This is a genomic window from Streptomyces sp. NBC_00370, from assembly GCF_036084755.1.
Taxonomy (GTDB): Bacteria; Actinomycetota; Actinomycetes; order Streptomycetales; family Streptomycetaceae; genus Streptomyces.
In genome coordinates this window covers 7,605,288-7,627,902 of the sequence record NZ_CP107968.1, presented here as the reverse complement: position 1 = coordinate 7,627,902, position 22,615 = coordinate 7,605,288, and the positions used below count along the sequence as shown (strand labels likewise).

The following is a 22,615-nucleotide window of genomic DNA, read 5'->3' as shown; positions in this document are numbered from 1 at the left end:
GTCAGTCGTGGAGTCCGGGGCCGACCGGCTCGGGGCCGACGGGGAAGATCGGCATGGGCTTGATCTTGCTCAGATACGACTCGGCCTTGAGGATGGCCTCCCGCGCGGTGCGCTGCCCCATCAGCACACACAGCGTGTACGCCACGTCCTCGAACCGTGCGCGCGTGGCGTCGTCCAGCGGATCGGCCAGTACCAGCCGTTCCCACGCGCGGTAGCGGCTCAGCAGATCGGCGACCAGATGTCTGTCCGGCAGCAGCATGTCAACACCACTTCCAGCAGGCTGTGGGCAGGTCCGGAGCCGGATACCCACGCACAGCGGAGCACCCGCCCCTCCCGGACATTCTGACCGCGTCCCGGCGTCCGCGCGCGTCGAGAATTCACCCGGCCCGGGAATAGGTCCGGGCCCGCTCCGGCTGCCACACCCATGAGCACTCTTGGACTGATCGGAAGCGGAAACATCGGTGGCACCCTCGCGCGGCTGGGCGTCGCGGCAGGTCTCGACGTCGTCCTCAGCAACTCACGCGGCCCGCAGACGCTGACCGCGCTGGTGGACGAGCTGGGGCCACGGGCCCGCGCGGCGACGGCCGCCGAAGCCGCCGAGGCGGGTGACTGGGTGGTGGTGACCGTGCCGCTGAAGAACTACCGCCAGGTGCCGGTCGCGCCCCTCGTCGGCAAAGTCGTCCTCGACACGGACAACTACTATCCGGAGCGCGACGGGCGGATCCCCGAACTCGACGCCGAGGAGCTGACCACCAGCGAACTGCTCCAGCGCCATCTCCCCGACTCGCACGTCGTGAAGGCGTTCAACAACATCTTCTTCAAGCACCTGGCCGCCCTGGCCAGGCCCGCGGGCGCCGCCGACCGTACGACGCTGCCCATCGCCGGCGACTCGGCGCAGGCCAAGGCCTCGGCGACCCGGCTGATCGATCTGCTCGGCTACCACGCCCTGGACGCCGGAACGCTCGCCGACAGCTGGCGCTTCCAGCGCGACACCCCGGCGTACGTCGTCCCCTACGCGAAGAACCCGCAGGGCCTCGGCGTCTCCGGTGACGACCCGGGCGCCAGGGCGGACTCCACGGCGCTGCGCGCGGCACTCGACGCCGCCGTCCGCCCGACGCCCTGACGGACGGCGTCCGGCCCCCGGCGCGCGGGAGCCGGCCGTGGTGACGTGACGTCGTCACCACGGCCGGCTCCGATCTCCGCGGGGGGTCAGCCGCGGGCGACCGCGATCTTGCCGGCCAGCCGCTCGCCCGACTCGTACACCATGTAGGGCACTCCGCCCTCGGTGCCGAAACTCGGCGAGGCGCTGCGGCCGTTGTCGGGCGCCCCGTTCGACGAGTTGAAGAACACCCCCAGGTGGTTGCGGAGGGTGAAGTCGTTGCCGACCTCGGTGATCATGAGGTCGCCGCCGCTCTCCTTGTCCTTGTTGTAGACGACGTACGTGCTGCCGTTACGCTCAAGCACGTGCGGGCCGCCGACATTGACGGCGCCGACGTCGGCATGGCTGACGAGCGGCTTCTGGTCGAAGGTCCAGTTGCGCCCGTCGGCGGACCAGCCCCAGCAGATGTCCCGGTGGTTTGACGTGTTGTTGAGCATGAAGACCATCACGAAGTGGGCCTTCTTCGCGGGGAGTTCGTGCGGGAAGACCCGGGCGTACGACGTCTCGGTCGTACCGGACGGCATCATCGAGGACGACAGGACCACCTTGTCGTAGGTGAAGTTGATGCCGTCCTTGGAGCGGGCGAGCCGGGTGGTGGTGTTCTCGCCGTGGAAGTACAGCCACATCTCCTTGGACGCCTCGATCCACATCACGTGCGGGGACGAGACGTGGCTGACGGAGTAGTTCGGCGACCAGTTGTTGGAGACGATCGGGTTGTTCGGGTACTCCGTGAACGGGCCCTCCAGATGGTCGCCGTAGGCGAGGCAGATGCCACCGGGCGCGTCGTGCGGCGCGTAGTACAGGTAGTAGCGGCCGAGCGGCGCCGTCAGTCGGCCCGCCGTGCCGCGTATGCAGGGGAAGATGATCTCGCCGGTCGGGTTGTACTTGAGCTGGGAGGGCGTCAGAAGCGTCTTGACGTACTTGTAGTCGGGGAATCCGCCCGGCGCGGCGGCGACCGCGGGCGCGGCCCCCGGAGCGAGGGAGGACGCGGCGGCCGTGCCCGCCGTCGCGCCGACCGCGATGACGGCCGAGGTGGCGGCTGCGCCGCGCAGGAAGATCCGACGGCTGGGGTTCTGCGGCTCGGACATGTGGAACTCCGTCCCTGGAGTGGGTGTCAGGACTGGACTGACTGTCAGAGGTGCCGGGAGAGGTCAGAGGTACAGGGCGGCGGTGACACTGAAGCCGCCGAGGGCGACGAACCACACGTACGGAAGCGTGCGTGCCATCACCTTCTGTGGTGTGACGCCCGCGTACTGGGCGGCCCACACCGTCTGGGTACTGGTCGGGTCGGCGACGCCGAACACCTGGTTGTACGAGGTGGTCAGGCCGAGCACGGCGACCGCGGGGTAGACGCCCGCCGCGATGAGGACACCGGCGATACCGGCGCCGAGGCCGTACACGTTCAGCGGGCCCCGGTAGAGGCACAGCGGTACGAGGACGGTGAAGACCAGCACGAACAGCACCGCGTTCTGCGGGCTGACGGCCTTGACGAGCGGTTCCAGCGCGTCCACGGCCCCCGGCAGTTTCACCGCGGCCAGCAGGATGCCGATGGCGACGAACAGCGCGATCGGCGCCGCCGCCACCTCGAAGCCCGCGTAGAGGGTGCGCAGCAGCCGCTTGTTCATGTCGCGCGGCCGGGTGGTGGTGAACAGCGCGTACAGCACACCGGCCAGCAGCGCGGGGATGATGGGGACGTCGAGGGCGAGGGCGAGCACCAGCGGCACGACCGGAGTGAGCAGCGCGTACCAGGGCGCGTCGCCGAGTTGCTTGCGCCGGGAGACCGGGGCCGGCTTGGCGGACACGGACTTGAGCGCCCAGGCGTGCTCGACTCCCTTGCGGCGGGTCTCGATCAGCACGAAGAGGATCGCGGCGAACAGCGCGAACGGGAACAGCTTGATCATGAAGCCGCGCACGGTGGGCACGGACAGCTCGAGCGCGCTGGAGAAGAACTGCCAGACCGGCAGCTCGAAGGGCATACCGGCGGCGATCCCCATCAGGATCGTGCCCGCGGCGGTCACCTTGGGAATCCCCACCGCTATCATCGCCGGGATTCCGATGATGCCCGCGAGCATCGCGGCAGGCGCCGATCCGGTGACCGTACCCACCAGCGTGGAGACGGCGAGCACACCGAGGGCGACCACGACGGGCCGGTCCCCGCCGAACTCGACGATCTTGCGCACGAGCGTGCCCGCGATGCCGGTCTCGTCGAGGAGCTTGCCGAGCCAGGAGCCCAGCAGGATGGCGATCATGGTGGCGGCGAGCGCCGGTGCGCCTTCCTGGAGCACGGTCTCCAGCACACTGTTCTTGCCGGTCAGCGGTGCGCCGGAGACGAAGGCGATGACGACGGCCAGGATGACGAGCGCGAAGGCCGTGGGGAGTTTGCGGCTGAGCATCGCGGCGACTCCGGCCGCCATGATCAGCAGAATGACGACGCCCATGGCGTTACTTCTCTCTTCCGTGCGGTGAGCTTCCGTGCGGGGTGGCCGGCGGCGGCGCCGCCGACTCGGCGAGGGCCGCCGTCAGCAGCAGCGGGCTGCGGCCGAGACCGCAGACCTTGGCGGCGTAGGCGTGGGCGGCGATCTCGTCGGCTCCCGCGACATGCCCGTACACCCGGCGGCTGCCGAGGCGCAGGACGACATGGCCGAGCGCGCGCCGCAGCGCCGTCTTGGCGGGTCCGTGGTGGAGGTGTTCGTGGACGGCTTCGTGCGCGAGCGCCGCTGCCCTGACGGAGCCGCGGGGGTACCAGTCGCGCCAGCCCAGCCGCTCGGCCAGGTCCTCGGCCGCCCCGATCGTGTCGGTGTACAGCTCGACCGTCTCGGGCCGTGAGGTGTAGCGCGCCAACAGGCCGATCTCCAGGCCGCCTTCGCTCTCCACGACGCGCGCGGTGCACGGTACGGGGGCGAGCGAGGCGCCGAACTCGGCCGCGGCGTACGCCCATCGGCGCAGCAGCTCCGGGTCGCGCCCTTCGTGCGTGGGGGTGCCGGCGAGCAGTTGTACGCCGAACTCGACGTCGGCCAGATCGGCGAGCCCGCGCAGCTTTCCCAGGCTGTCCAGGTCGGTGCGGGTGGCGGTCATGTCCTCGCCTCCACCACGGCGACGACCGGCTCGTCGGCGGCGCGTGCGCGCAGTTCGCTGCGGGCCAGGGCGAGCAGCGGCTGCGGGTCGAGGACCCCCGACAGGTCGGCGATGCGCGAGCCGATCAGCAGCCGCAGCGCCGGGGCGCGTACGCCGCCGTCGCCGTACGAGGTGGACTCGTCGACGAGCGAGGCGAGCACCTGGGCGGCGGAGCCGACGGTGGTGGTCTCGACGCGCGCGTCGGGCGCGTGCAGCCTGACGACGCCGTCGGCGTCGACGACCCGTACCGGATGGCGGGTCGCGCGGAACCGGCGGTGCACCTCGGTGCCGTACACGGTGTGCGACGGGGTGCCTGCCAGCACCCTGACGTCCGCCGGGTCGGCCTTCAGACTGGCGGCGGCCGCGCGCAGCCGCTCCTCGTCGTCGGCGCGGTGGGAGCGGTCCTGGGTGCGCAGTTCGGTCGCGCCGGTGGCGACGGCGCGCACGGTGTTGGTCTGCGGGTCGACCGTGACCTCCACCTCGACGCCGTCGGCCGCCGCGCCCTGCGCGATGACGGCCTGTTCGGCCTCCGCCCGTACGGCCAGGATCTGCTCCTGTCCAGCGCCGGGGATGATCCGCTCGATCTGCTCACGGACCAGCGCGAGGGCGACCCCGATGGGGCTGATGACCTCGTTGTGCCGGGCGATCCTGCCTTCGTACCCGGAGACGGCGGCCAGATGCGGGGTCACGGATGCCGCGCCCCCTCCCCCGCCGACCAGCACCGCGGTGTCCTTGTCGAGGCGGTAGTCGCTGATCATCGCGTCCACCACGGTCTTCACCTGCTCCGTGCCCGCGTCGAGCACCTGGGCCGCCGCCGTGGCGACGTCGACGCCGAGGGCGGCGGCGAGCGGGGCCAGCGCGGCCTTCGCCACGTCCTGGTCACAGCGGGCGAAGTCGCCCTCGGGGACCCGGCCGAGCGCGTTGGCCGCGCAGGTCATGGTGATCGCGTACCGGCCGCCGGCCGCGTCGAGGACCGCGTAGTCGGCGGGGTCGTCCGCCATCGGGCTGACGGTGGCGAGCTTCGCGTCGCGCAGTTCGTCCGCCGTCGCGTAACAGGCGTACGGCAGGCCGGCGATGTGCGCGCTGCGCGGCCCCACGGCGGTGACCTTGCCGCCGTCGACCCGCACCATCGACCCGCCGCCGACGCCGACGGTCCGGACGTCGAGGGCCGACAGGTACGAGGTCTTGCCGAGGATCGTCGCGTGCCGGACGGCCACCTTGCCGCGCCGTACGACGCTGATGTCGGTGGACGTGCCGCCGGTCTCCAGGAACAGCCCCTCGCTGATCCGCTCCTGCATCAGCGCGCCGGCCACGCCTGCGGCGGGCCCGGACAGCACCGTGAGCAGCGGCCTGCGCCGCATCTCGTCCAGGGACATCACACCGCCGTCGCAGCGCATCACCATCAGCGGCGCCGTCACGCCCGCCTTGGTGATGGAGGCGTCGACCAGATCGGCCGTGGCCAGCATCCGGGGCAGGATCGCCGCGTTGACCACGGCGGTACGGGTGCGCTTCTGCAGCCCGTACAGCGAGGTGATCTGGTGCGCGGCCGTCATCGGCAGCCCCCGGCCCGAGGCGGCGGCGAGCACGGCCTCCTCGCCCTCGGGCCTGTCGACGCTGAACGGCTGGCTGGCGACGAGGACTTCGGCGCCCTCCCTGACCACCTCGTCGACGGCGCGGCCGACTTCGGCCGCGTCGTCGGGGTCACCGACGTGCGCGTAGGCGAGCGGCAGGTGCTTGCCCGGGGTGAGTTCGAGCTTGCGGAAGGCCGCGAGCCGGCGGGTGAGCGCCGCGCCCGGTCCCGTGCCGATGCCGATGAGTCCGACGGTGGCGACGTCGCCCTCCAGCAGGGCGTTGGTAGCCTGGGTGGTGCCGTGGGCCAGGAAGGCGACGTCCTCGGGGGCGTTTCCGGTCTGCTCCAGCAGCCGGTCGAGCGCTTCCACGATGCCGTGGGCGACCCCGTCCTCGTGGTGGTGGCTGGTGGGAACCTTCACCTGCCCCAGTAGTTCCAGGGTCGCGGCGTCTACGGCCACGGCGTCGGTGAAGGTTCCGCCCACGTCGATGCCGACGCGGATGCGGTGGGTGGTCATGGTCTGGGCACCTCCTTGTGCTGTGTTGGCGGGTACGCGGGCGGTGGGCCGGGCGGGGCAGGTGGAGCTGCTCCCGTCCGGCCGGTACCGCCGTGGGTGCGCGGGTTGTCAGTAGCCGCGTACGTCGGGCCAGTGGCGCTGGACCCCCGAGCGGTCGAGGAGGGCGGCGAACTCGTCGAACCGCTTGTCCTCGGACTGCACCTGACGGGGTTCCACACCTTCGGTGAGGCAGTGCGCGGCCAGGGCACCGGCGACCTCGCCGATGTTCCATTCCACCGGGTGGAGCCGGTAGCAGCCGTTGGTGATGTGGGTGGTGCCGATGTTCTTGCCCGCGGGGAGCAGGTTGCGGACCCGGCGCGGCACGAGCGCGCCGAGCGGGATCTCGAACGGCACGGAGCCGATGTCGATGTAGTTGTCACCTCCGGTGGACGGGTGCAGATCGATGCGGTAGCCGCCGACGCCGACCGAGTCGCGGTACTTCGTGCCGCCGTGCGGGCCGACCAGGTCGATCGCGACGTCGTGCTCGGTGATGGTGGTGACGGCCTTGATCCGCCGCGACTCGCGGATGTACGGCGCCTTGGCGAGACCGTCGGCGGTGCCCATGACATCGGGCCGCAGCCTGAGGCCGGGGAATCCGGCGCCGCCGTCGGCGCGCGGCGCCTCGGTCTGCAGCCAGTACAGGACGGACAGCGAGAGCTGCCTGGCCTCGGCGACGGCCTGCGCCGTCGTCTCCTCGCCCGCGCCGATCAGCGGCTTGAGCCAGTAGTCGTTGAGCGGCCAGTTGACGAGGGTGATGTCGGAGTCGAAGGCGCCGGGACGGTGCAGCTTGCGGGCCAGCACCCGGCGGAAGCCGAACAGCTCCTTGTCGCCCGCGTCCGCCGACTGGTCGGCGGAGACGTCCAGCGGGTCGAGCTCCGGATTGGGTACGAAGGTGCGCGGCACGGCCTCCAGGGTGCGCGGGTCGGGCGCGAGGAAGCCGAGCAGCGGCCCCGGCCAGAAGTCGGGCCGGTAGGAGCGCCAGAAGTCGTAGTCGGCGGGCTTGTCGATCGTGTGGTCCTCGCCCTCGTGGTGCGAGAGGGCGAAGCAGACCGTGATGCCCTGCTGGTTGAGCGGGTCGGCGGTCTCCGGGGCGTGCGGCTCGCCGAACTCGTCGCGCGACTCGGCCCCGACGGCGTACTCGACCCCGGCCAGCTCCAGCAGCTCGCCGGTCTCGGTCGCGTCGATCACGTACCGCGCGGTGACGGTCCGCCGCGCGCCGTCGCGCAGGCTCTCGACGGTGACGGACCGTACGGTGTCGTCCTCGGCCTCGGCGGCGACGGGACGGTATTCGGTGAGCAGCGTGAGCCGGCCCGAGGCGAGGTGCGGCGCGAGCATCGCCTCAAGCACGGCGAGAGCGACGCGCGGCTCGCCGCAGAGCTTGCTGACCCGCCCGGCGCCCGGGTTGAGGTCGGTGAGGGCGAGCGCCTCCGAGCGCAGCGGGTACCACTGGCGGTAGTACGTCCTGATGGACTCGCGCAGCTGACGGTACGAGGCGGTGGTGCCGAACTGCTCGACCCAGGGGTGTTCGTCCGGGGGGACGGCCTGTGAGGTGAGCTGGCCACCGATCCAGTCGGTCTCCTCGGTCAGTACGACGCTGCGTCCGGCGCGGCACGCGGCGAGTGCCGCTGCCACGCCGCCGAGTCCGCCACCGACGATGAGAATGTCCGGTTCGGGTGTCACGAGTCTCCTTGTGGTGCTGAGTGGTGCTGTGCGGTTCGTGTGCGGTTGGTGTACGGCCGGGCGCGGGGGTCAGCCGTGCCCGGGGGGCGGGCCCGTGCTGGCGCCCGGTCTGAAGGCGCAGGGGACCAGGGGTTCGGCGGCTTCCTCACCGGCCACGAGCGCGGCGAGCATGCGTACCGCCGCCGCGCCGAGCTGGGGGCGCGGGACGTCGAATCCGGTGGGCACCGGTTCGGCCGCGAGGTCGGGCGGCGGGTTGCCGAGTACGGCGAGTGAGGCGTCCCTCGGGCAGTCGAGACCGGCGGCAGCGGCGGCTGCGTGCAGCGCGCGCCAGGCGCCGCCGGTGTCGGTCTCCTCGGCGACGAAGGCGGTCACCCCGTCGTCGAGCCAGCCGCGCAGCCGCTCGGCGCTGAGGTCCTGTTCGGGGGCGGCCGAGCGGAAGACGGCCTCGGGTCCCGCCGGCAGTCCCGCCTCCTCCAGCCCTTTCAGGAAGCCGTGTTCACGGTCGGTGGAGGCGGGCGCCTCGTCGTCCTCCCGTACGAGCACGATCCGCCGGTGGCCCAGCGCGGCGAGGCGGGTGACGACCTCATGGCTGGCGCTGACGTAGTCGGCGCCGACCCAGGCCAGCCCCTCCAGCTCGTCCCTGCGGCCGACGTGGACCACCGGGAAGCCGTCGCTGACCAGCCTGCGCAGCTCCTCCGCCGGGGCGTGCCGGCCGAGGAAGACACAGCCGTCGGCGAGCCGGACCCGGCTCAGCGCGTCGGGCCCCGCGGCGCCCGCGCCGCCGGAGCTGGAGCCGGTGAACAGGACCAGGTCGTAGCCGCGTGCGGCGGCCTCCTGCTCGACACCGACCAGGAAGGGGTAGTACGAGTGCTGCACATCGGTGGGGAACGTGGCGGTGAAGCTGAAGACCCCCAGCAGGTCGTTGCGGGCCGCGGCGAGCCGCCTGGCGGCCGGGTCGGGGACGTAGCCCAGGCTGCGGGCCGCTTCGAGCACCTTCCGCCGGGTGTCCTCGGAGATCACGGCGCCCTGCTTCTTGCCGCCGAGCACCAGCGAGACCGTGGCCTGCGAGACACCGGCGAGCCGGGCGACCTCCGCCTGGCGCGGGCGTGACGTACGTCCCGCCGGCGCGGCTGCCCGACCTGGCCGGGACCGCTTCCTGGGTTCGTCCACCGTCGCTCCTCAGAGTTACTAATGCGCATTAGTAATGCGCATTAACGAGTACTGTGGGCCTACCGGCCGTCCGCGTCAAGAGGCTCGGCAGACTTATTCGCAACTCGCGTCGCGGCCCTTCTGCCACTGCCGTATCGCGCCGTACGGTGTGACCTTTGCCCCGACGATCAAGGCGGTCCTGCCATGGCCCTCTTCGACCTGCCCCTCGACGGTCTCCGCGAGTACCGCAGCGCGTCCCGCGAACCTGCGGACTTCGACCGGTTCTGGGCGGACACCCTCGCCGAGACCCGCGGCCATGACCTCGCCGCCCGGTTCGAGCCGGTCGCCACGGCGCTGACCACGGTGGACGTGTTCGACGTGACCTTCGCCGGGTTCGGCGGGCATCCCGTCAAGGGCTGGCTGGTGCTGCCTGCCGGGACGAGCGAACCCCTGCCCGCCGTCGTGGAGTTCGTCGGGTACGGCGGCGGCCGCGGCCTGCCGCACACCCATCTGCTCTGGGCGTCGGCCGGCTTCGCGCACTTCGTGATGGACACCCGTGGACAGGGCGCGAGCTGGGGCGGCGGCGACACCCCCGACCCGGTGGGCAGCGCGTCGGCCGTGCCCGGCTATCTCACCCGGGGCATCGACGATCCGCGTGGTTTCTACTACCGCCGGGTGTTCGCCGACGCGGTGCGCGCCGTCGAGGCGGCCCGTTCGCATCCGCTGGTGGACGCCTCGCGGACCGCCGCCGCCGGGGCCAGCCAGGGCGGCGGAATCACCCTCGCCGTCGGGGGTCTGGTGCCCGATCTGCTGGCGATCGCCCCCGACGTACCGTTCCTCTGCGACTTCCCCCGGGCGACCACGCTCACCGACCGCGAGCCGTACCGCGAGGTGGGCAGATACCTCAAGACCTTCCGGGGCCGTACGGAACACGTCGCCCGTACGCTCAGCTACTTCGACGGGGTGCACTTCGCCGCGCGCGGGCGGGCTCCCGCGCTCTTCTCGGTGGCCCTGGAGGACCAGACCTGCCCGCCGTCCACGGTCTTCGCGGCCTTCAACGCGTACGCGAGCGGCGACAAGGCGATCGAGATCTACGACTTCAACGACCACGAGGGCGGCGGGCCGTACCAGCAGGCAAGCCAACTGAAGTGGCTGCCGCACCTGTTGAATTCCTGACGGCAGCCGGCTTGGTCCCGGACGGCTCAGCGGAGCACGACACACCCGCGCCGCGCCAGCGCCTCGTCGAGCCGCGGCTGGGGCTCCAGGTCGTTCCAGCGCAGGTCCAGTTTCTCCAGGGCGGGCAGCCGGTCCAGCCACTCCGGCAGCCGGCTGAGCCGGTTGGCCCGCAGGTCGAGCCCGCGCAACAGCGGCAGCCCGGCGAGCGGTCGGGGCACCTGCGGCAGGGCGTTCTCGCGCAGATCGAGGTGGCGCAGCTCGGTGAGTCCGGCGACGGAGTCGGGCAGCCGGTCGATGGCGTTGCCACGGAGCCACAGTTCGCGGAGCCGGTGGAGCCGGCCGACGCTGTCGGGCAGCGTCGTCAACCGGTTGTGCTGGGCGCGCAGTTCGACCAGTGCGGCGAGGTCCCCGATGGTGTCGGGGAGTGTGCCGATGCGGTTCTCACCGATGTTGAGGTAGCGCAGCGCGGCGAGCCGGCCCAGGGAGGCGGGGAGTTCGGTGAGCCGGTTGGCGTGCAGATACAGGTAGTCGGTGAGGGCCGGGAGGTCGCCCAACGCGTCCGGCACCGAGGTGAGTTCGTTGTGTCCCAGGTCGAGGGTGCGCAGCTCGCGCAGTCGCGCGATGCCGGCGGGGACCTCCGTCAGCTGGTTGTCGGCGAGGATCAGCACCCGCAGTCCGGTGTCGTGCCACAGCGACCGCGGCACCTCCCCCAGGTGGTGCCGCCAGAGGTTGAGTGTGGTCGCCATGGCGGGCAACCTACCGGGTGTGCGCGGTCATCTGGTCGATGAGCCGCTCCGTCGCGTCGGGGCCGAAGCACAGGTCCAGGCTGTCGGACGACTCGCCGGCGGAACGCTCGCTGCGCGGGAACAGCGCCTGCTCGTACGCGGTGAGAGCGGCCTCCGTGTCGCCGGGGTGGCCGACGATCGCGGCGGCCAGCTCGGCGCCGTCGAGCATGGCGAGGTTCGCGCCCTCGCCCGCGAAGGGCGACATCAGATGCGCGGCGTCGCCGAGCAGGGTCACGCCGGGTGTGCGCTCCCACCGGTGCCCCACGGGCAGGGCGTGCACGGGCCGGGGTACGAGCGCGCCGTCGGCGTCGCCGATCAGGGCGCGCAGCCGCTCGTCCCAGCCGTCGAAGTGCTGGAGGAGTGTCTTCTTGGCGGTGCCGGCGTCGGTGAAGTCGATGCTGTCGAGCAGGCCGATCGGGGCCTTGACGGCGATGTAGGCGTGCAGGGAGCCGTCGTTCTCCACATGGGTGAGGAATCCCTTCTCGTCGGCGAGCGCGAACATCATTCCGCTGCCCGCGAGTTCGGCGCTCGCGCGGTGCCGGGTCGCCGCGTCGTGGAGGTCCGCCTCGACGAAGGAGACACCGGAGTACCCGGGCACGGCGGCCGAGACCAGCGGGCGGATCCTGGACCAGGCGCCGTCGGCGCCCACCAGCAGGTCGGTGGTGAAGGTGGCGCCGTCGGCGAGGGTCACCTCGTGCCGGCCGCCGCCCAGCGGGCGGGCGCCGGTGACCTTGGCGCCCCAGCGGATCGTCCCTTCGGGGAGCGAGTCCAGCAGGATGCGGCGCAGGTCGTTGCGGTTGACCTCGGGGCGGCCGCCGTCCTCGGTGTCGTCCTGGAGCCGGACGGTGCCGTTCTTGTCGACGATGCGCATCGCCTCGCCGCCGGGGTGCACGGCGGCACGGAACTCGTCGTAGAGCCCGGCGGCCCGCAGGGCGACCTGCGCGGAGTCCTCGTGCAGGTCGAGCATGCCGCCCTGGTCGCGGGCGGTCGGTGAGGGGTCGAGGTCGTACACGGCGGCCTCGATCCCGTGGACGTGCAGGACGCGGGCGAGGCTGAGGCCGCCGAGTCCAGCGCCGACAACGGTGACGGGGTGGTGAGTGGACATGGCTGCTCCTTGGAAGTGCGGGTGGGGCCGGCCCTATTCGGGGGCCGGGGTGGCGAGGATGCCGCCGATGAGGACGTGAAAGCCCCAGCTCAGACGCTGCTGGGGGGTCCCGGACAGCAGCTCGTCGCCGTGCGTGGCGACCTGCGGATGCCGCTCGTCGGCGGCGCCCCGCACCGCGGCGGTCAGCGCGTCCCAGTCGTCCTGGGCCTCGGTGTCCTGGCCTCGGGTGGCCTGCTCGGCGGCGGTGGCCGTCGCGTGCTGGAGCAGCAGGTCGAGCGCCCAGGCCGCCTCCCGCCGTGGTACACCGCCCTCGGCCAGCAACGCGAGCAGCGCCTCGACCAGATCGAGGTAGTGGGCACCCGAGGGCCGGGCGACCAGGGCCGACCTGGCGAGGGCGGGATGCGCGAACAGCACGTCCACGTACGACGTGAGGACGCGTACGAGCCGGTCGCGCCAGTCGCCCGCCCCCGCGGGGGCCAGCTCGACGGCGCCGAGCAGTTCGTCGAGTACGGCCGCGTGCAGTTCCGCGGTGTTGCGGACGTACACGTAGAGCGAGGCGGGTCCGGTGTCGAGCTGCTGCGCCAGCCGGCGCATGGTGACCCGTTCCAGACCTTCGGCCCGCATCAGTTCGACGGCTGCCGCGACGATCCCGGCCCGGGTCAGGGCCGGTTTCGCGGGCCGCTCCCGGCGGCTTCGGGGTACGTCGGCGTCTGCTGTCATACCTCGACCATAACGAACATGTTCGCTGCGAACAAGTTCGTAGCGAACATGTTCGTTCTCACCTCAGACGTCCCTCCGGACTCCTCGCTCAGCTGTTGTGCTGCCGGTCCTCCCGGTGCTCCCTGTGGTCCGGCCTGCGCCCCGGCGGCTGGTCGGGGGCCGGGCGGGAGGGGGCGTGCGCGATGTGCCGGGTCTCCGGCGCCTCGCCCGAGACGGTGAGCGTCTCGCCGTGGTGGGAGATCTTCATCGGCGCCCCCGACACCAGCGTGTACGTGGCGGCGTCGCTCTTGATCTCCACCTTCAGCCGCCGCCCCAGCAGCTCCATCGTGAACGCCAGCCTGCTGAACCGCTCGGGCAGCCGCGGGGTGAACGCCAGCGAGTCGCCGGTGTGCCGCATCCCGCCGAAGCCGGCGACCAGCGCCATCCAGGTACCGGCGAGGGACGCGATGTGCAGTCCGTCCCGGGTGTTGCTCTCCAGATCCTCCAGGTCCATCAGCGCGGCCTCGACCAAGTAGTCGTAGGCCAGGTGCAGATGGCCGACCTCGGCAGCGATGACCGCCTGGCTGCAGGCCGAGAGCGACGAGTCCCGTACGGTGATCGGCTCGTAGTAGGCGAAGTTACGGGCCTTGTGCTCCTCGGTGAAGAACTCACTGCACTTGTACATCGCCAGCACCAGGTCGGCCTGCTTGACCACCTGCTTGCGGTAGAGGTCGAAGTAGGGGAAGTGCAGCATCAGCGGATAGTCCTCGGGGCGCATGGCCGCGAAGTCCCAGTACTGGTGGCCGGTGTATCCGGCGGCCTGCTCGTGCACCCCCAGCTCCGCGTTGTACGGGACGTGCATCGCTTCGGCCGCGTCCCGCCAGGCGGCGCTCTCCTCGGCGTCCGCCCCCAACTCGGCTGCCTTGTGCGGATGCCGCTCCACCACGTCGGCAGCGGCCAGCAGGTTCGCCCGGGCCATCAGGTTGGTGTATGCGTTGTCGTCGGCGATGGCGCTGTACTCGTCGGGGCCGGTCACGCCGTCGATGTGGAAGGCGCCGTGCGGGTCGTGATGGCCGAGCGAGCGCCACAACCGAGCCGTCTCCACCAGCAGTTCGACGGCGCATTCGCGCTCGAACCCCTCGTCACCTGTCGCCGCCACATAGCGGATGGCGGCGTCGGCGATGTCGGCGTTCACATGGAAGGCGGCCGCGCCGGCCGGCCAGTAGGCGGAGCACTCCGAGCCCTCGATGGTCCGCCAGGGGAACGCGGCGCCCTTGAGGCCGAGTTGATCCGCCCGGTCCCGGGCGGCCGGCAGGGTGCTCTGCCGCCAGCGCAGCGCTTCGGCGACCGCGCTCGGCGCGGTGTAGGTGAGCAGCGGCAGCACGAAGGTCTCGGTGTCCCAGAAGGAGTGGCCGTCGTAGCCCGACCCGGTCAGCCCCTTCGCCGGGATGGCGCGCTGCTCGGCGCGCGCGCCGGCCTGGAGGACGTGGAACAGGGCGAACCGTACGGCCTGCTGGATCTCCTCGTCGCCGTCGACCTCGACGTCGGCCCGCTCCCAGAAGTCGTCCAGATAGGCGCGCTGTTCGTCGACGAGCCCCTGCCAGCCGGTGCTGAAGGCGCCGGCGAGCGCCGCGTCGACCTGGTCCCGCACAGCGGGCAGCGAGCGGATGCTCGACCAGCCGTAGGAGACCAGCTTCTCCATCCGCAGCTTCTGCCCCGCCTCCAGTACGGAGGTGACGGTGAGCCGGCTGACGTCGTCGCCGCTCTCGCTGCTGGTACGGGTCGGCGCGGGCCCTTCCACGACATGGTCGGCCGCGGCGGCGACCCGCAGCCCGCTCTTGCGCGTGAGGTGGACCAGCCGCAGCCGGTTGCCGTCCGCCAGGTCCTCCTCGGCGTCGAGCGACGATTCGAGGGCCACGGCGGTGCGCGGGTCGCCGGCGGTGTGCGGGAGCTGTTCGTTGGCGACGAGTTCCGACTGGATGACGATCCGCACCTGCGAGTCGACCGCCTCGACCTCGTAGGCGACGGCGGCGATGGCGCGCTGGCTGAAGGAGACGAGCCGGGTGGAACGCACCCGTACGACACAGCCGGCCGGCGAGGCCCACTCGACGGTGCGGCGCAGCACACCGCCGCGCAGGTCGAGCACGCGCTCGTGGCTGATGAGCCTGCCGTAGCGCAGGTCGAACGGCTCGTCGTTGACGAGCAGCCGGATGATCTTGCCATTGGTGACGTTGATGACCGTCTGGCCGGACTCGGGATAGCCGTATCCGGCCTCCGCGTACGGCAGCGGGTGCAGTTCGTGGACCCCGTTGAGATACGAGCCTGGCAGCCCGTGCGGCTCCCCCTCGTCGAGATTGCCGCGCCAGCCGACGTGCCCGTTGGAGAGGGCGAAGACGGACTCGCTCTGCGGCAGGACGTCCAGGTTGAGGCCCGTCTCGCGCAGGGCCCACGGCTCGACGGCGTACGAGGTGTGCGTGATCATCCCTGCGACTCCAGCTCGGCGAGGTCCTTGACGACGATGTCCGCGCCGTGGCTGCGCAGGGCGTCGGCCTGGCCCACCCGGTCGACGCCGACCACGTACCCGAAGTGGCCCGCCCGGCCGGCGTCCATGCCCGCGAGGGCGTCCTCGAACACCGCCGAGGCGGCTGCCGTCACACCGAGGTCCTTCGCCGCCGCCAGGAACGTGTCGGGGCGCGGCTTGCCCGGCAGCCCGCGCTCGGTGGCGACGACGCCGTCGATCCTGACCTCGAACAGCGCCTCGGCGCCGATGGAGCGCAGGATGTCCTGGCAGTTCGCGCTGGAGGAGACGACCGCGGTCTTCAGGCCGCTCGCGCGGGCGGCCTTGACGTAGCGCAGCGTGCCGTCGTACGCCTCGACCCCGTCCTTGCGGATCTTCGCGAGCAGCAGGTCGTTCTTGCGGTTGCCGAGGCCGTGCACGGTCTCCTGGTCGGAGCCGTCGTCGGGCTGTCCCTCGGGCAGTTCGATGTCGCGCGAGGCCAGGAAGGCGCGCACCCCGTCGGCGCGCGGTTTGCCGTCCACGTATTCGTCGTAGTCCGCGCCCTTGTCGAACGGACGGAAGCCGTCCCCGTCGCGCCGGCGCAGGAACTCGTCGAACATCTCCTTCCAGGCGGCCGCGTGCACGACGGCCGTCTTGGTGATCACACCGTCGAGGTCGAAGAGACACGCTTCGATCTCGTTCGGCAAACCGAGCTTCGTCATGCAGGGCACCTTCCCAGGGGCGGGACACTGCTGGTCCGGTCATCGTAGGCCGGGCCAGGTGGCCCGGCCCGTCAGCCCCGCCCGGGCGGGCGACGACGGGTACGGACCACGTGCAGTGTGATCGTCCTGTAACGGTTGCCCGGCGACGGCCTTCCGACTCTTTCCGTCCGCCGTGGCCAACGGATACTGACCTCATGCCGCGCGTTTTGCTGATCGAGGATGACCATGCCGTCCGCCAGGGGGTGGAGCTGGCCCTGCGCCGGCACGACCATGAGGTCATCGCGGCGGCCACCGGCGAGGAGGGTCTTGACCACCTCCGCTCGTTCCGGCCCGACGTCGTGGTGCTCGACCTGATGCTGCCCGGTATCTCGGGCCTCGACGTGTGCCGCCGGATCCGGGCGCACGACCAGATCCCGATCATCATGGTCACCGCGCGGGGTGACGACATCGATGTCATCGTCGGTCTTGAGGCGGGCGCCGACGACTACGTGATCAAGCCGGTCCAGGCGCGGGTGCTCGAAGCGCGGATACGTGCCGTGCTCCGCCGGTTCACCGATCAGCCGCAGCAGCGGATCGAGACGCACGGGGACCTGACCATCGACCGCTCGGGCCTGGTGATCACCCTGCGTGGTGAACCGCTCGCCCTCGCACCGTCGGAGCTGCGGCTGCTGCTGACGCTGTCCGCGGCGCCTGGGCAGGTCCTCAGCCGGCAGCAACTGCTCGAAGCGGTCTGGCAGCACAGCTACCACGGAGACGTGCGGCTGGTGGACGCCTGCGTCAAACGGCTGCGGACCAAGATCGGCGAACCGCCGGGGCAGCCCCGCTACGTGCGGACCGTACGCAGCTTCGGCTACCGGTTCCACTCCTCCTCATGACGGCCTTCACCGCCCTGCGCGGGCTGCGGTTCCGGCTGCTGGCGGCCTTCGCGCTGGTCGCGGCGGTCAGCGCGCTGGCCACCGGCGCGCTGACCTTCCGCGAGGCCCGCACCGGTGTGCTCCAGCAGAGCCAGGACACGGTCGTCAAACAGTTCAGGGACACCGTCGACGCCGAGGCGCCGCAGGTCACGATGCCGCTGACCGAGGACCGGCTGGCGGAGCTGGTCACCGCCGTCTCGCGGGCGAACAGGTCACAGCACTGGCGGGTGCTCGGCACGTACGGAGAGCTGCAGGCCAGCTCCGAACCGGGCGACGAATTCGACGAGTTGACCCCCGAACTACGCGAGTCCGCGCGCAGCCGCCCGGTCGCGGCGTTCCAGCGCGTCGCGCGGCAGGACACCTCCGTACTCGTGGTCGGACTGCCGGTCACGTACAGCACCGCCGACCAGCCCACGTCCGGCGGACCCGCCTCGGGTCTGACGCTGTATCTGGCCGTCTCGCAGAACACCGAACAGGCTTATGTGGACGCGCTGATCACGGCGATCGAGCGCGCGGCCGTCCCCGCGCTCGGTCTGGCCGTCGTCCTCGCGCTGCTCGCGGCACGCGGTGTGCTGCGGCCGGTACGCGCACTGCGCCACGCCACGCGCAGCATGGCCGAGGGGCGGCTCGACACGCGGCTCGCCGTCAACGGCACGGACGAACTGGCCGATCTGTCGGCCACGTTCAACGACACGGCAGCCGCGCTTGAGCAGTCCGTCTCGGAGCTGCGCCGGATGGAGGCGCAGGCGCGCCGCTTCGCGTCCGACGTCTCGCACGAACTGCGCACTCCGCTGGCCGCGATGTCGGCCGTGACGGACGTACTGGACGAGGACGCGGCGCAGTTGACGGGCGAGACGGCGGACGCGGTGCGGCTGGTCAGCGCGGAGACGACGAAACTGGTCCGGCTGGTGAACGACCTGATGGAGATATCCCGCTTCGATGCGGGGGCCGCCGAACTCGGCCTGGACGAGATCAATCTGGCGGAGTCCCTGCGCCGTACGCTCGCCTCGCGCGGCTGGCTGGACCAGGTGGAGCTGCTGCTGCCGGCCGGCGGCGCACTGCGCGGGCTGGTCGATCCGCGCCGGATCGACGTGGTGGTCGCCAATCTCGTCGGCAACGCGCTCCGACACGGCGCGCCGCCGGTGGTGCTACGGCTCGGCGCGGCCGGGGCCTCGGTCGCGGTCATCGAGGTGGCCGACCACGGTCCGGGGATTCCCGAGCGGGACATGCCGCATGTCTTCGAGCGGTTCTACAAGGCGGACACCACCCGCGCCCGCAGCGAGAGCAGCGGGCTCGGTCTCGCCATCACGCTGGAGAACGTACGGCTGCACGGCGGGACGGTGCGGGTGGCCGACCGGCCCGGCGGTGGCACGGTGTTCACCGTGCGGCTGCCGCTGGACGGGCCACCGCCCGGCCGGCCGGCAGACCGTGGAAAGGATGTGCGGTGAGGACAACCCGGCTGCTGGCCCTGTCACTCGGCGTCGCGACGACACTCCTGGCGTCGGGCTGCCGTATCCCGCCGTCCGGAGTCATCCAGGCCGGCGAACCGGCCAACGGCCTGCGCGCGTTCGTGACGCTCTACTGGGTGGACCGGGGATCGGCGGAGCACGGCGGGCTGCACCCGGTCTCCCGCCCCGCCGACGAGGTCACCGGGGTGGCGGCGGCCGTCAGCACACTCGTCGCGGGGCCCACCGAGTCCGAGTGGCAGAGCGGCCTGGCCACGCAGCTCCCGACCCCCATGCCGGCGCCCAGGGTCACCGTCACGGGCAGCGCGGTGACCATCCGGCTCCAGCCGGGGTTCCCCCGGCTCACCGGCACGGCGATAGGCCAGTTGGCGTGCACCGCGACGGCCGCCTGGCAGAGCAGCGGCCAGGCGGACGACGGCGCGGACGTACGGGTCACGGTCACCTCGCCGCCGGACACGGACCCGGGCGCGGGAACGGAGGCGGGACCGGCCGCACGGGCCAAGTCGTCGGGATGGCAGGTGCGGCGGGACGGTGCAGACTGCCCGTCCCGTCCCACGCCGTCACGCGCCGACCCCGCCGCGACCCCGCCGGCGGGTGAGGTCGGGGGTGGTGAGATCGGGGGCGGCGTCGCCGGTGGCGGCGGTGGCGTTCCCCCGACCGCCGCACCGTCGGGCTGAGGTCCCGACAGCCCTGCTCAGCCTGCCAGTTCACCCAGGAGCGCCCAGGTGCGGCGCCGGGCGGCCTCCCCCGCGACGTCGGTCCCCGAGAACACCACTTCGGTGGCTCCGGCGTCCCGGTAGCGCTGTATCTCGGCGGCGACCGTCTCCTCGTCACCGATCACGGACACGTCCGACGCCCGTGTGCCGCCGGACAGTTCGATCACCCGGGCGTAGGACGGGATCGGCTCGTAGAAGGCGAGCTGTTCCGTCACGGTCTCCCGTACGGATTCGACGTCGTCGGTGACCACACCGTGCACGAACGCCACGATCCTGGGCGCGGGACGTCCTGCCTCCGCCGCTGCCGCAGTCACGGCCGGGACGATGTGCTCGGCCAGGGCGCGCGGCCCGGCGAGGTACGGCAGGATCCCGTCGGCCAGTTGACCGCTGACCCGCAGCGCCTGCGGACCCATCGCGGCGACGAGCAGCGGCACCCCGCCCTCGGCGCCGGGCACCCGCGCGGGCAGCGGTGTGGCGGCCGTGAGCAGTTCGCCGTGGAAGTCGGCCGCGCCGGTCTCGGTCAACTGCCTCAGCGCGGTGAGGAATTCGCGCAGCCGGGCGATGGGCCGCTCGTGCGGGATGCCGAACCCGCTCTCGATCAGACTCTTGGCGCCGAGGGCGAGTCCGAGGTGGTAACGGCCATGGGTGGCCGCCTGGGCGGTCTGCGCCTGGCTGGAGACGATCAGCGGGTGGCGCCCGAAGATCGGAATGGCCGAGGTGCCCACCTGGAGGGTGGGCACCTCACGCCCGACGACGGCAGCGAGCTGCGGAGAGTCCGCGCCGAAGGTCTGCCCGAACCAGGCCGACCGCAGCCCGGCGGCGGCGGCCTCCCCGGCGAGCCGTACGGTGGCGTCGACCTGGTTCTCGCTGCCGGCTTGGTGAAGTGCGACTCCGATAGTCATGTCGAGGAAAACGGGCGGTGGTTCACCGCGCATTCCGGTTCACCTGTGACAGCTTCATGTCGGTCGTGTGAAGCGCCGACCGGCCACGGTCAACGGCCTTGCAGGGCCTTGACGTTGTTGCCGAAGGTCCAGTTCTTCGCACCGTCCCAGTTGAGCGACCAGGTCATCAGGCCCTTGAGGGCGCCGTTGTACTTGTTCCACGCCTGTGTCACCAGATTCGGGGCCATGTATCCCCCGCCGGCCCCCGACTGGGCCGGAAGTCCCGGTACTTGCTTGTCGTAGGGCACCTTGACCGTGGTGCCCTGCACGACCAGGCCCTTGTTGAGGCAGTCGGTCTGCGCGGTGAACCCCGCGACCGTTCCCGCCTCGTACGAGTCGGCGGCGCAGCCGTACATGCTTCCGTTGTAGTACTGCATGTTCAGCCACCACAGCCGGCCGTTGTCCGCGTACTTCTTCACGATCGGCAGATACGCGCCCCAGATCGAGCCGTAGGTGATGCTGCCCCCGGTGACATAGGCCGTCTCCGGCGCCATGGTCAGCCCGAAGCCCGACGGCATCTGCGCGAGCACACCGTCGATGATGCGGATCAGGTTGGACTGGGACGCGGAGAGCTGGTTGATGTTGCCGCTGCCGGTGAGGCCCGTCTCGATGTCGATGTCGATGCCGTCGAAGTTGTACTTCTTCAGGATCGGCACGACCGTGGCGACGAACCGGTCGGCCACGGCCGTGGAGCTGAGGTCGATTCCCGCGGTGGCACCGCCGATCGACATCAGTGTGGTCAGCCCGGCCGCCTTGGCCTGGCACATCTCGGCGGGGGTCGGCACCTTCACCGTGGCGTCCATCCCGTTCTCCCACAGCACGGTGCCGTCCGAACGGATCACCGGGAAGGCCAGGTTGGCGACGTTGTAGCCGTGTGCGGCGATCCTGCTGTCGGTGAGGGGGATCCAACCGAGCGGCGGGTGGACGCCGTTGGCGGCGCCGTCCCAGTTCTCCCAGTACCCCTGGAGCACCTTGCCGGTGGGTCTCGGCTTGAGGGCGCAGGTGTCGGCCTGGGCGCCCGCCGGGGCCCGTGCGGGGTCCGGAGCGGGCGCGGCGGAGGCGGAGAGCTGGGGCAGTTGAACCGCGAAGGCGAGGGTCAGGCACGCTCCGAGCGTGCGCAGTTTCCGGCTGATCATGCGGTGCTCCCTTCTCGGCGCGGCTCACCGGAGGTAGCGGTGCGACGCCCGTGGGGGGGTTGGGGACACACGTGAAAGGGTGCGCCACAGGCTAGATTGGTCCAGACCTTTCGTCAATGGGTCTGCGGCACACCGGAGTTCCGCCGTCCGAGGACCGAGCAGGGACCGGGCGCGGCCGGTCGCGCCTCGGTCCCCGCGTGCCGGTCGCGCCTCGGTCCGTGCGGGCCGGTCGCGCCAGGCCGGTCAGGCCGGCGGGCCCTGTTCGACCCGGCGCAGCACCGGGCCGAGCTTGTCGAGTCCCGCGCCGCCCTGGAGCTGCCGTTCGTCCCACCAGGTGGCGCCCGCCTCGGCCAGCGGCCCGAGCAGATCCTGTGCCTCGGCCGTCCCGGTGGGGCTGGCGCCGCCGAGGACGATGTCGAAGGGGGCGCCCTGCGGGGCGTCGCGGTGCTCCCGTACGTACGCGACCAGCTCCCGCACCTGGCCGACCGGCGGCGCCTCGCCGTGCCGTGCGTCGGCGAACAGCGGGGCAGCGCCGTCCCAGCGAGCGGCCCGCCGCATCGGCGGGCGGCTCGGCCAGAACCCGCCGATCCAGACCGGCGGCCGGGGCCGCTGCACCGTGGCCGGCAATAGCGTCACATCGTGCACCTGGTGGTGTTTGCCCTGATGGTTGACCTGCTCACCCGACCAGTAGCGGTCCAGCAGGTCCAGGCCCTCGTCCAGCAGCTCCGCGAGGACGACCGGGTCGGTCGGCTCGCCGAAGCTGCCGTACTCGTCCTCGATCGGCCCGCCGAGCCCCGCGCCGAAGATCACCCGGCCGCCGCTGAGCGCGTCGAGGGTGGCCACCTGGCGGGCGAGTTGCTGCGGGCGCCGCCGGGCGACGGGGGTGACCATCGTGCCGAGCTTTATCCGCGAGGTCGACAGCGCAGCGGCCGTCAGCAGCATCCACGGATCGGCGAAGGGCACACCCCGGCGTACCTGTTTGTCGTGCACCACGTGGTCCCAGACGAACAGCCCGTCCCAGCCGGCCTGCTCCGCCGCCACTGCCACCTTCACCACGGTCCTGGCGTCGGCGAAGTCCCCGAAGTTCGGAATGTTGATCGAGAAGCGCATCCGGGCATCCTGCCCGGCCAGGACCGGAGTGGCAATCGCCCTGAGGGCCGATCGGGCGGGGCTGCCCTCTCATAATGGGTGGACCGAACTGCAGACGTTACCGAGAGGGGACGGTCTCCC

The 22,615-nt window shown here is 71.7% G+C and carries 20 protein-coding genes; 5 read left to right on the top strand and 15 right to left on the bottom strand.

All coding sequences use genetic code 11. The features are described 5' to 3' along the window. Window position 1: 1 nt before the first annotated feature. Window positions 2-259 (bottom strand): DUF5133 domain-containing protein, encoded by a 258-nt coding sequence (locus tag OHS57_RS33815; RefSeq protein ID WP_063779684.1) that lies wholly within the window; start codon window positions 257-259, stop codon window positions 2-4. A gap of 165 nt (window positions 260-424) precedes the next feature. On the opposite strand from OHS57_RS33815, the gene OHS57_RS33810 reads away from it, so the two are divergent. Continuing rightward, window positions 425-1,123: an NADPH-dependent F420 reductase gene (locus tag OHS57_RS33810; protein ID WP_328584388.1), complete on the top strand. Its 699-nt coding sequence runs from the start codon at window positions 425-427 to the stop codon at window positions 1,121-1,123. A gap of 86 nt (window positions 1,124-1,209) precedes the next feature. Here OHS57_RS33810 and OHS57_RS33805 read toward each other — a convergent pair whose 3' ends face one another. From OHS57_RS33805 to OHS57_RS33780, 6 genes are all read right to left on the bottom strand, one after another. Continuing rightward, the gene (locus OHS57_RS33805) at window positions 1,210-2,247 is read right to left on the bottom strand and encodes a hypothetical protein (RefSeq protein ID WP_328584387.1); all 1,038 of its coding nucleotides are present in this window, start codon (window positions 2,245-2,247) and stop codon (window positions 1,210-1,212) included. Window positions 2,248-2,310: 63 nt separating this feature from the next. Further along, entirely contained in the window at window positions 2,311-3,597 is a 1,287-nt protein-coding gene (locus OHS57_RS33800) for a TRAP transporter large permease subunit (RefSeq protein ID WP_041994047.1), read from the bottom strand. A gap of 4 nt (window positions 3,598-3,601) precedes the next feature. After that, the gene (locus tag OHS57_RS33795; protein WP_328584386.1) at window positions 3,602-4,234 is read right to left on the bottom strand and encodes a hypothetical protein; all 633 of its coding nucleotides are present in this window, start codon (window positions 4,232-4,234) and stop codon (window positions 3,602-3,604) included. Beyond that, window positions 4,231-6,360, bottom strand: coding sequence for a hydantoinase/oxoprolinase family protein (locus tag OHS57_RS33790; protein WP_328584385.1), 2,130 nt, complete (start codon window positions 6,358-6,360; stop codon window positions 4,231-4,233). Before OHS57_RS33790 ends, OHS57_RS33795 begins: the two co-directional genes overlap by 4 nt. A 108-nt stretch (window positions 6,361-6,468) precedes the next feature. Then, complete coding sequence (locus OHS57_RS33785; RefSeq protein WP_328584384.1) at window positions 6,469-8,079, bottom strand: FAD-dependent oxidoreductase; 1,611 nt, start codon at window positions 8,077-8,079, stop codon at window positions 6,469-6,471. 69 nt (window positions 8,080-8,148) lie between these two features. Further along, entirely contained in the window at window positions 8,149-9,249 is a 1,101-nt protein-coding gene (locus OHS57_RS33780; protein ID WP_328584383.1) for a LacI family DNA-binding transcriptional regulator, read from the bottom strand. A gap of 183 nt (window positions 9,250-9,432) precedes the next feature. On the opposite strand from OHS57_RS33780, the gene OHS57_RS33775 reads away from it, so the two are divergent. Beyond that, window positions 9,433-10,404 carry an acetylxylan esterase gene (locus OHS57_RS33775; protein ID WP_328584382.1) on the top strand — a complete coding sequence of 324 codons (972 nt, stop codon included), beginning with the start codon at window positions 9,433-9,435 and terminating at the stop codon, window positions 10,402-10,404. A 26-nt stretch (window positions 10,405-10,430) separates the two neighbouring features. Here the strand turns inward: OHS57_RS33775 and OHS57_RS33770 are convergent, their stop codons facing one another. The 5 genes from OHS57_RS33770 to OHS57_RS33750 form a co-directional block, all read right to left on the bottom strand. Continuing rightward, window positions 10,431-11,150 carry a leucine-rich repeat domain-containing protein gene (locus OHS57_RS33770; protein WP_328584381.1) on the bottom strand — a complete coding sequence of 240 codons (720 nt, stop codon included), beginning with the start codon at window positions 11,148-11,150 and terminating at the stop codon, window positions 10,431-10,433. 10 nt (window positions 11,151-11,160) lie between these two features. Next, complete coding sequence (locus tag OHS57_RS33765) at window positions 11,161-12,294, bottom strand: FAD-dependent oxidoreductase (RefSeq protein ID WP_328584380.1); 1,134 nt, start codon at window positions 12,292-12,294, stop codon at window positions 11,161-11,163. A gap of 33 nt (window positions 12,295-12,327) precedes the next feature. Continuing rightward, the gene (locus OHS57_RS33760) at window positions 12,328-13,014 is read right to left on the bottom strand and encodes a TetR/AcrR family transcriptional regulator (protein WP_328584379.1); all 687 of its coding nucleotides are present in this window, start codon (window positions 13,012-13,014) and stop codon (window positions 12,328-12,330) included. Between the two features lie 88 nt (window positions 13,015-13,102). Further along, complete coding sequence (locus OHS57_RS33755; protein WP_328584378.1) at window positions 13,103-15,475, bottom strand: glycoside hydrolase family 65 protein; 2,373 nt, start codon at window positions 15,473-15,475, stop codon at window positions 13,103-13,105. Then, complete coding sequence (locus tag OHS57_RS33750; protein ID WP_041994018.1) at window positions 15,472-16,212, bottom strand: beta-phosphoglucomutase family hydrolase; 741 nt, start codon at window positions 16,210-16,212, stop codon at window positions 15,472-15,474. The genes OHS57_RS33755 and OHS57_RS33750 overlap by 4 nt, the downstream gene beginning before the upstream one ends. Before the next feature lie 194 nt (window positions 16,213-16,406). Here OHS57_RS33750 and OHS57_RS33745 point away from each other — a divergent pair, with 194 nt between their 5' ends. Genes OHS57_RS33745 through OHS57_RS33735 form a run of 3 tightly spaced genes read left to right on the top strand, consistent with a single transcriptional unit; the run spans window position 16,407 to window position 19,269 of the window. After that, entirely contained in the window at window positions 16,407-17,087 is a 681-nt protein-coding gene (locus OHS57_RS33745; protein ID WP_041994015.1) for a response regulator transcription factor, read from the top strand. Further along, window positions 17,084-18,574, top strand: coding sequence for a HAMP domain-containing sensor histidine kinase (locus OHS57_RS33740; RefSeq protein WP_328584377.1), 1,491 nt, complete (start codon window positions 17,084-17,086; stop codon window positions 18,572-18,574). The genes OHS57_RS33745 and OHS57_RS33740 overlap by 4 nt, the downstream gene beginning before the upstream one ends. Next, entirely contained in the window at window positions 18,571-19,269 is a 699-nt protein-coding gene (locus OHS57_RS33735) for a hypothetical protein (protein ID WP_328584376.1), read from the top strand. Before OHS57_RS33740 ends, OHS57_RS33735 begins: the two co-directional genes overlap by 4 nt. Window positions 19,270-19,286: 17 nt before the next feature. Here the strand turns inward: OHS57_RS33735 and OHS57_RS33730 are convergent, their stop codons facing one another. The 3 genes from OHS57_RS33730 to OHS57_RS33720 all read right to left on the bottom strand — a co-directional run bounded on the left by OHS57_RS33730 (window position 19,287) and on the right by OHS57_RS33720 (window position 22,495). Continuing rightward, entirely contained in the window at window positions 19,287-20,210 is a 924-nt protein-coding gene (locus tag OHS57_RS33730; protein ID WP_041997402.1) for a TIGR03564 family F420-dependent LLM class oxidoreductase, read from the bottom strand. Window positions 20,211-20,299: 89 nt separating this feature from the next. After that, the gene (locus tag OHS57_RS33725; RefSeq protein ID WP_328584375.1) at window positions 20,300-21,385 is read right to left on the bottom strand and encodes a chitinase; all 1,086 of its coding nucleotides are present in this window, start codon (window positions 21,383-21,385) and stop codon (window positions 20,300-20,302) included. A gap of 243 nt (window positions 21,386-21,628) precedes the next feature. Further along, a complete protein-coding gene (locus tag OHS57_RS33720) occupies window positions 21,629-22,495 on the bottom strand; it encodes an LLM class flavin-dependent oxidoreductase (protein WP_328584374.1) in 867 nt (288 codons plus the stop codon). Between the last annotated feature and the right edge of the window lie 120 nt (window positions 22,496-22,615).

Coding starts and splice junctions, on each gene's coding strand:
- OHS57_RS33810 (WP_328584388.1), top strand. CDS start 425: ATGAGCACTCTTGGACTGATCGGAAGCGGAAACATCGGTGGCACCCTC.
- OHS57_RS33815 (WP_063779684.1), bottom strand. CDS start 259: ATGCTGCTGCCGGACAGACATCTGGTCGCCGATCTGCTGAGCCGCTAC.
- OHS57_RS33750 (WP_041994018.1), bottom strand. CDS start 16,212: ATGACGAAGCTCGGTTTGCCGAACGAGATCGAAGCGTGTCTCTTCGAC.
- OHS57_RS33775 (WP_328584382.1), top strand. CDS start 9,433: ATGGCCCTCTTCGACCTGCCCCTCGACGGTCTCCGCGAGTACCGCAGC.
- OHS57_RS33745 (WP_041994015.1), top strand. CDS start 16,407: ATGCCGCGCGTTTTGCTGATCGAGGATGACCATGCCGTCCGCCAGGGG.
- OHS57_RS33770 (WP_328584381.1), bottom strand. CDS start 11,150: ATGGCGACCACACTCAACCTCTGGCGGCACCACCTGGGGGAGGTGCCG.
- OHS57_RS33725 (WP_328584375.1), bottom strand. CDS start 21,385: ATGATCAGCCGGAAACTGCGCACGCTCGGAGCGTGCCTGACCCTCGCC.
- OHS57_RS33730 (WP_041997402.1), bottom strand. CDS start 20,210: ATGACTATCGGAGTCGCACTTCACCAAGCCGGCAGCGAGAACCAGGTC.
- OHS57_RS33720 (WP_328584374.1), bottom strand. CDS start 22,495: ATGCGCTTCTCGATCAACATTCCGAACTTCGGGGACTTCGCCGACGCC.
- OHS57_RS33765 (WP_328584380.1), bottom strand. CDS start 12,294: ATGTCCACTCACCACCCCGTCACCGTTGTCGGCGCTGGACTCGGCGGC.
- OHS57_RS33790 (WP_328584385.1), bottom strand. CDS start 6,360: ATGACCACCCACCGCATCCGCGTCGGCATCGACGTGGGCGGAACCTTC.
- OHS57_RS33755 (WP_328584378.1), bottom strand. CDS start 15,475: ATGATCACGCACACCTCGTACGCCGTCGAGCCGTGGGCCCTGCGCGAG.
- OHS57_RS33760 (WP_328584379.1), bottom strand. CDS start 13,014: ATGACAGCAGACGCCGACGTACCCCGAAGCCGCCGGGAGCGGCCCGCG.
- OHS57_RS33740 (WP_328584377.1), top strand. CDS start 17,084: ATGACGGCCTTCACCGCCCTGCGCGGGCTGCGGTTCCGGCTGCTGGCG.
- OHS57_RS33805 (WP_328584387.1), bottom strand. CDS start 2,247: ATGTCCGAGCCGCAGAACCCCAGCCGTCGGATCTTCCTGCGCGGCGCA.
- OHS57_RS33800 (WP_041994047.1), bottom strand. CDS start 3,597: ATGGGCGTCGTCATTCTGCTGATCATGGCGGCCGGAGTCGCCGCGATG.
- OHS57_RS33795 (WP_328584386.1), bottom strand. CDS start 4,234: ATGACCGCCACCCGCACCGACCTGGACAGCCTGGGAAAGCTGCGCGGG.